Raw genomic sequence first — 6,895 nt, forward strand, 5'->3', positions numbered from 1 at the left:
CTGTCAGTTCCTTTGGTACGGAATACTCCTTGATTAACTCAATCCACTTTTCAGCACCTATCATATCCTGTTCCATTTTACTTAATTCTTCTCTTAGGTTGGTTATCTGCTGTTCCAGTTCTATCTGCTCCTTTTGATATTTCCCCGACAGCATGATGAAGTTTCGTTCCGTTATCTTCTCACAGGCTCTATCTTCATACATTTTCGCAAACAAGCGGTCAATCTCATTTTGTCGGTTCTCGGCTTTCTTCAAAGCACTTGCCTTTTTCTTCTTTGCCCGTATTCGCTCTGCATTGCCAGCCTTTTGTATCTTATTCACCACCTTTTCTTCGTCCTGCTGTACTGCCTTAGTCCAATATTGCAATCGTTCCAATACTGCTTGATACAACACATCATAACGGATATAGTGCATAGAACAAGTACCTTTTCCAAACTGTCCGTAGTAACTGCAAGCATAATAACTGTAAGGCGTTTTATTTGCCTTATTTGTCGCAAACCGCATAGACCAGCCACAATCCGCACACTTGACAAGCCCTGCAAATATCGGCGTTGCTTTTTCCTTTGTCTGTCTACGCCTTGATTTTATCTGTTCCTGCACACGATAGAATACTTCTTTGTCAATAATCGGCTCATGCGTGTTTTCTACTCGAAACCATTCACTTTCGGGTTTTCGTACTTTCTTCTTGCTTTTGAAAGAAATAGTTGACTGTCGATTATGAACGCTGTTGCCGATATAGACTTCACTTTTTAAAATTGCCTTAACATGAGCAATCGTCCATTCATAACGCTTGCTGTCGGGCTTTCCCTCAAAGATATGTGCAAAAGTACCATACCTTGTAAAATTCAGCCAAGACGCTGTCGGAACTTTTTCTTCTCGCAGTACCTTTGTGATTTTGGCACTACCGTAACCTTGATAGGCTAGGGAGAAGATTTTTTCAACAATCCATTTTGTTTCCTCATCAACCAGCAGTTTTCCTTTGATGTCGGGGTGTTTCTTATATCCTAACGGAGCATAAGCCCCATAATACGCACCCTCTGCAAATTTTGTCTTAAATGCAGATTTCACTTTACGGCTTGTATCTCTTGCCACCCATTCATTGATGATATTCTTAAATGGTGCAATCTCACTTTCGCCTTTTTCGCTGTCTACACCGTCGTCAATCGCTATGTAACGGACATTATGGCTGGGAAAATACAATTCTGTATATTGTCCTGTCATAATATAATTTCTGCCAAGTCGGGAAAGGTCTTTCGTTACAACACAGTTGATTTTTCCTGCCTCTATATCTTCAATCATTCTCTGGAAACTCGGTCTTTCAAAATTTGTTCCCGACCAGCCGTCATCAATATACTCATCAATCACATTCAAATGATGTTCTTTTGCATATAGACGCAACATACTTCTTTGTGTGGTAATGCTGGAACTTTCGCCCTGTAATTCATCATCTCGGCTTAACCTAAGATAAAGTGCAGTATTGTAAATCTGTTGTTTCATTGTCAGTTATCCTCCTTTATAACTAACCCGTGTTTACAATACCTGCTTGCAAGTAAAGTATAACACGGGTACTTTTTGTCATTCAATCTATTTCTTACAACTGCACCGATTTTATGCGATTGTCTGCTTTGCTTTTTCCAGCATAACATCCGTCAGAAGTTCTTCCATTGTCTTTCCCTTTTCGGAAAAATGCTCTTTTACAACAATCTTTGTTTTTCCTCTGTTGCCAATGCCACGCTTATTATCTGTCTTTTCCTGCCTTGTTTTTACAATATCAGCAATAACACATACCCCCTTTCTGTAAAAATCTTTTCTAAGCAATTCAACGGCTTTTGTCATAGCCCACAGGAGTTCCACCTCTGCATAGTTCTTATGTAGCCGTACCCATTGCGTGCGACGCTCTGAACGCTCAAGCTGTGGCTGTACGGGAGTATCATTATCAGACAGGACAGGTCATGGCGGTAGGAAAGGACAAGTTTCTTACAGGAACACAGATAAGGCTCGCTCACTTTAGCAGGGAAAAGGTCATGGCGTATCTGTTTCAACGGCTCGCTGTCTGTCAAACGTATTAAATTGCTTTATTCAGTTGTCAAAGAACATGAAAGAAGAAAATCGTCTTTCCTAATATACCGCGTTGGAAAAGAGCAGAAGCGTAACCAATCTTCAAAACTTTTCTCTTTTCCTGCACCATATAGGGAAAGAAAGTGTCATTCTGCTAAGTTGGTGATGAAAAAATCTGATTTTCTTTTCACACCCTAACTACCCATGCAACACTATTACTACCAACTATGGAATGAAAGATTTTCTTTGCTCCATATAGGGAACGGAAACTACGGATTGTTAAGTTGAAATTGAAAATCGTTTCTTCTTTCACATCATATAGGGACAGCAACCACCGATTTAATGACCTGTTTTCAAAAAAAGTCAGATTTCCTTTCCTTGCACCATATCTGTACGCAAGTAACCGTTTTGTTGCAGATTTTTTGAAGAAATTAAAAAATACCGTCATTCCCTTGTGGAACAGCGGTATCTTTCTCAATCATATCTGCTATGTCTGTTGTCATTTGTTTGATTTTTAATTCCTGCTTTTCTGTTAGTCTTGTATGTCTGTCGATTTCTTCCAGATAATTTGCCCCTGTTTTCTTTTCAATCTCTTTTATCATCAATAAAGAGGGCATTACCTGTCTTTCTAACCAGCGTTTTGTTTTATCCATATTGACTGCGACAGGTGTCATAACAAATGGAAGTGAAGTCATTACATTATCTAAAAATATATCCCATAAAATATAATCGGGAAAATCTATCTGTGTGAGAATAAGGTTCGCTATGGTCTGTTCGGGATTTCTTGAAAAAACAAATTGTTCTATCGTTTGTCCTGCTTTTTCATTTTTCAAACGAATTTCAAAGCGGTTCTTAATGTCTGTTTTTATGCCTTTGCTTTTTTGTTCCTTTTCTTTTTCATATAGGCAAAAGTAGATAGAACTATTCTTTGAACCGATATAAAAAGTTTTTGCAGTATCTCCATTTGTACCCGATAATTTTCCGCTGTCTACTGCTTCATGGGTTCTTGAACGTTTCCATACCTTGTTGGCATAATAGCGTTCTCTTAGAATTTCTATATCCAGCAATCCACCCATATCATTGACTGCCAAATCTATGCGTTTAAAAACACCTTGATAATCTATACAACAGCTTAAAAAGCAATACCAGTCTATCCCTCTTGCCTGTAAAACATATTCCAAGTTCCGACACCCCATACCTCTTAATTCCAATAAAACACCCATAGAACTATCTTTAGAAGCATTTACACTAATATCCCCATAGACATACTGTTCTTCATAACCATACATTCCATAATCTTCATGGATAAAATATTCGCTCTTCATTGCCAGTATATTTTTTATAATTTCCAATGCGTCTGTGGTAGGAAAACGAACACGCAGATAGTCAATCGTTAAAGTGAAAGGCTGAGTACAATTACAATAATCAAGATAATGCAAAAGTATATGTTTCATTTCTTTACTGGCTTTTGTTTTTCCGTTTTCAATTTCATTTAAGTTCTGCCTGCTGATTTGTAGTTCCTGTGCCAGTCGTGATTGCGAGTAATCACAGGCATTTCTCTTTTGCTTTAATGTTTCAATAAATTTTATATCATTCATGCTTTATTCCTCCAATCAAAAAAAGGCATATACTCATAGGAGCATACACCTTGTATCTTATATTTATTTTCTATTGATATGCTGTTTTAGACCTGTCGGGTAGAAAAAATAGGGTGTGAAGTGAAATAAGTTCTTATAACCTTATAAATCGTTGCATATCAGCAGTTTTGTATTTGTTTTTGCTCTTGTCTTTTGTAATAGTACCCCCCTGTTAGATAACGGGGGCTTAATCTTCGCTCGCCACAGGCTCGCTCACAGACGAAGTGAACCAGCCACTTGCAAGACATGGCAGAAAAATCTGAGAGATTTTCCTGCCACCGTGTCTGGATCACTCCGTCTGTTTAATCATTTCCTTTATTTTCTTGTATAGGTACTCCATTTTTCTTCATGTATTCTATAAAAGACTCAGTCCCTATTAGCATTGCATCTAAATTTATTTTTTTCTCGTTCTGCACTATGATTTTTATACTACCGCTTGTACTGATTTCAATATATTCTATTTTTGTAATTGAAATCTTTCTTTTCTTCATAGGGTAAATAACAATCAATTCCTGTTCTTCTATAATTATTTTATATTTACTGATTGCCCATGCAGTAAAAGCACTAATAATCCCCATAACCAAAAACAAAATAGTAATACCAGTATCTTGCCATAAATATATAATAACCACTGAACATATCATAGAAATAATGAAACACCCATATAAAATTTTAGAAAATACAGGTGGAAAGCATAATTCTTTTAAATCCCCTTGCAATTTATACTTTTTGCTTGTTATCATAGATATTATTCCAAATACTAATGTCATAAAAAATAATCCTATTATTTTCATCACTTATTCTCCTTAATCTCTCCATATCTACTATTAGGTAAATATCTAACTCTCAGATATTCCCCCTTTTGTATTCCTTTACTATAAACAGTTACAAATATTTCTTTTTTAGTTTTATTATCCATAATTCCAATAGCTCTTGTTTTGTTTTTATCTTCATCACTATAATTCCAAGATGTTACTGTTCCCTCTACTTCAAGATAATTGCCAGAATTTATGTTTGGAAAATCCTGTACAGCAGGAAGAACTACCCGCAAAAACGCAGGAATCAAAATGATACCTATAATACCATTTGAAATCATATTCATCCTTTTTTCATTTCTCTTTACAAAATCTCTCATGTCCAATGGAGCATTTTCCCAACGAAAGATTTTTTTCTTTTTTATTATGTGATATAAAAACCATATTGTAAGAACAGATAACAATAAAGCTTCCATATATAAAACCATAATTATTCTCCCCATACTCTTTTCTCCTAGAAATTTCTTTGCAAATTGTTAACCGATTGATTTTTTATCTGATAATTTATTATATCATTTATAGAACTCACATGTCATTACTTTTCTGCTATCTGTCAAAATATTTTTTATCCCATGCCTTATCAAGAGTGCAAGCATTGCTTACGCAACAAGCTCTTGACAATTCATGCTCTAAAAAATGAAAGATAGTCAAGCAGAAAAAAGAACAAATTGTGCTGTGTTACAGCAACAAAAAAACATCTCATATTTTGTATGAAATGCCATTTTGCTTTTCTTTATGCTATTTTCTTTGTCGTATCAAGGTTCTTTCAATCGTAGTAAATTAGTGGTAAATTTCTTTTGTATTTTCATTCATATTGCTTAAAGTTCCTGCGTTTATGCGGATAATAGGATTTTTAATCTTTTTGGTATAAAAAAGCAGGAGACCTTTTCAGATTTCCTGCTCAGTAGAGTTGTGAAGATGTTATTGTTGTTATTTAATTTCAATGTTCGTCATAGTTACTAACCCAAGACGAACTAAAATAGTTTGTACGATACGACACCAAAAAATACCTAGAATCAGGAGCAAAGCATATAAAATAATTGACGCTTGTAAATATTGTCTGCCAAAGTGAATAAGAATAAGCAGTGGAGACATTAATATTACAAAGAATATAATGCTTGTAATTATTCTTTTTATGTTTTTTGTATCTGCTAAATCAAATTCAGCTCCACAAGAACATTCGTTAGGTATTCCTCCTTTTATTTCAGTACCACAGTTCATGCAATATAGTTTCTTCATTCTAATCACCTCTACAACCTGGAATTGTTCTATTATTATCTTTCAATTTCTATACTTAAAGATTTTCCAGATTTATCACTTTGAAAATTTTCATAATACCAAAAATAGAAAGGCTTTTCACAAAGTTCAAAATAAATAATTTCATCGGGTTTTTTATTTTCTATTTTTGTATTGTAAATATCTTCATCATGTACAAATCCATATAAAAAGCGACTATTGTCTGGACTGATATTTAAGTCTTGCAATCTATCACTTAATGCTAACTGTGATTTTAGTAACGACATCGTATCTTTGTCATACGGGCGGTCTTTCTTTATAACCTCATGTACACTTGTAATATGAGCATATCTCTTTTTACCATCTACTTCCTTAATTTTGAATTTTGAAAATGTCAAACTTGACTCTATATCGTTTTTTTCTGATATATACAAAACACTTTTATAGTTTTCGTTTTCAAACTCCTTTATAATCTTATCAATATGTGTTTTATATTCTTCGCCTTGTTCAAACTCAATAGAGGCACTTAACAGAGCATCCTGTATTGAGTTTGCATAATTTTTATCAGAAAGTAAACTTTCTTTTGAGTTTAAATCTTCTATTGGATAATATTTTGTTATTTCTTCCGGAACATATTTATCGTTCATTTCTGTTCTTTGTATTAAACTATTTCCACCTGTTATTTGACCTAAATATCCAAGCCCTAGAAAAACACTAAACACAAAAATAATTATTCCCAATATTATCCAAATTACCTTCTTTTGTTTAGTCATAAGATTAAGCCCTCTCAATTTATTGATTGTTAAATACAAATTTATATGTTTCTCTGTATTCACATTATACCATTTTCCACTACCCGCTACAATATTTCAAAATCTTAAGACTACTTTTTTCTGCTTTTGAAAAGCTACTTTACCGTCCATAATTTGTAAAGGGTGCCAAAGCATTGCTTACGCAACAAGCCCTTGACAAACCACAGCCTGATAAGTTTAGAGTAATCAAGCAGAAATGAAATAGTCTGCTGTTTCAAGGCAACGAAAAAGAGATACCAGCACATTTATGCAGTATTTCTAACTTAATCACACTATTCTTTTATTCGCAAGCAGGAAAACACAGGTTATTTCTTAATATCCTTTTGTTTGGGAAACTCC

General features: G+C 34.4%; 7 protein-coding genes. All 7 read right to left on the reverse strand.

What is annotated here, in order from left to right:
• Window positions 1-1,495: recombinase family protein (locus Selli1_RS17685; protein ID WP_281874370.1), on the reverse strand; the 1,495-nt coding region annotated here is incomplete at its 3' end.
• A gap of 111 nt (window positions 1,496-1,606) precedes the next feature.
• A complete protein-coding gene (locus tag Selli1_RS17690; RefSeq protein WP_042741427.1) occupies window positions 1,607-1,834 on the reverse strand; it encodes a hypothetical protein in 228 nt (75 codons plus the stop codon).
• Window positions 1,835-2,487: 653 nt separating this feature from the next.
• Window positions 2,488-3,654 carry an XRE family transcriptional regulator gene (locus Selli1_RS17695; RefSeq protein WP_004614023.1) on the reverse strand — a complete coding sequence of 389 codons (1,167 nt, stop codon included), beginning with the start codon at window positions 3,652-3,654 and terminating at the stop codon, window positions 2,488-2,490.
• Window positions 3,655-3,995: 341 nt separating this feature from the next.
• A complete protein-coding gene (locus tag Selli1_RS17700; protein WP_004614024.1) occupies window positions 3,996-4,487 on the reverse strand; it encodes a hypothetical protein in 492 nt (163 codons plus the stop codon).
• A complete protein-coding gene (locus tag Selli1_RS17705; protein ID WP_004614025.1) occupies window positions 4,487-4,951 on the reverse strand; it encodes a hypothetical protein in 465 nt (154 codons plus the stop codon). The genes Selli1_RS17700 and Selli1_RS17705 overlap by 1 nt, the downstream gene beginning before the upstream one ends.
• A gap of 487 nt (window positions 4,952-5,438) precedes the next feature.
• The gene (locus Selli1_RS17710; protein ID WP_004614026.1) at window positions 5,439-5,747 is read right to left on the reverse strand and encodes a hypothetical protein; all 309 of its coding nucleotides are present in this window, start codon (window positions 5,745-5,747) and stop codon (window positions 5,439-5,441) included.
• Between the two features lie 35 nt (window positions 5,748-5,782).
• Window positions 5,783-6,517: a hypothetical protein gene (locus Selli1_RS17715; protein WP_042741426.1), complete on the reverse strand. Its 735-nt coding sequence runs from the start codon at window positions 6,515-6,517 to the stop codon at window positions 5,783-5,785.
• Between the last annotated feature and the right edge of the window lie 378 nt (window positions 6,518-6,895).

It is taken from the genome of Sellimonas catena (genome assembly GCF_027924685.1).
Classification (GTDB): domain Bacteria; phylum Bacillota; class Clostridia; order Lachnospirales; family Lachnospiraceae; genus Sellimonas; species Sellimonas catena.

Bases quoted from the DNA above. Each gene is read 5' to 3' on its own strand.
- Selli1_RS17690 (WP_042741427.1), bottom strand. From the start codon at position 1,834: ATGACAAAAGCCGTTGAATTGCTTAGAAAAGATTTTTACAGAAAGGGG.
- Selli1_RS17695 (WP_004614023.1), bottom strand. From the start codon at position 3,654: ATGAATGATATAAAATTTATTGAAACATTAAAGCAAAAGAGAAATGCC.
- Selli1_RS17700 (WP_004614024.1), bottom strand. From the start codon at position 4,487: ATGAAAATAATAGGATTATTTTTTATGACATTAGTATTTGGAATAATA.
- Selli1_RS17705 (WP_004614025.1), bottom strand. From the start codon at position 4,951: ATGGGGAGAATAATTATGGTTTTATATATGGAAGCTTTATTGTTATCT.
- Selli1_RS17710 (WP_004614026.1), bottom strand. From the start codon at position 5,747: ATGAAGAAACTATATTGCATGAACTGTGGTACTGAAATAAAAGGAGGA.
- Selli1_RS17715 (WP_042741426.1), bottom strand. From the start codon at position 6,517: ATGACTAAACAAAAGAAGGTAATTTGGATAATATTGGGAATAATTATT.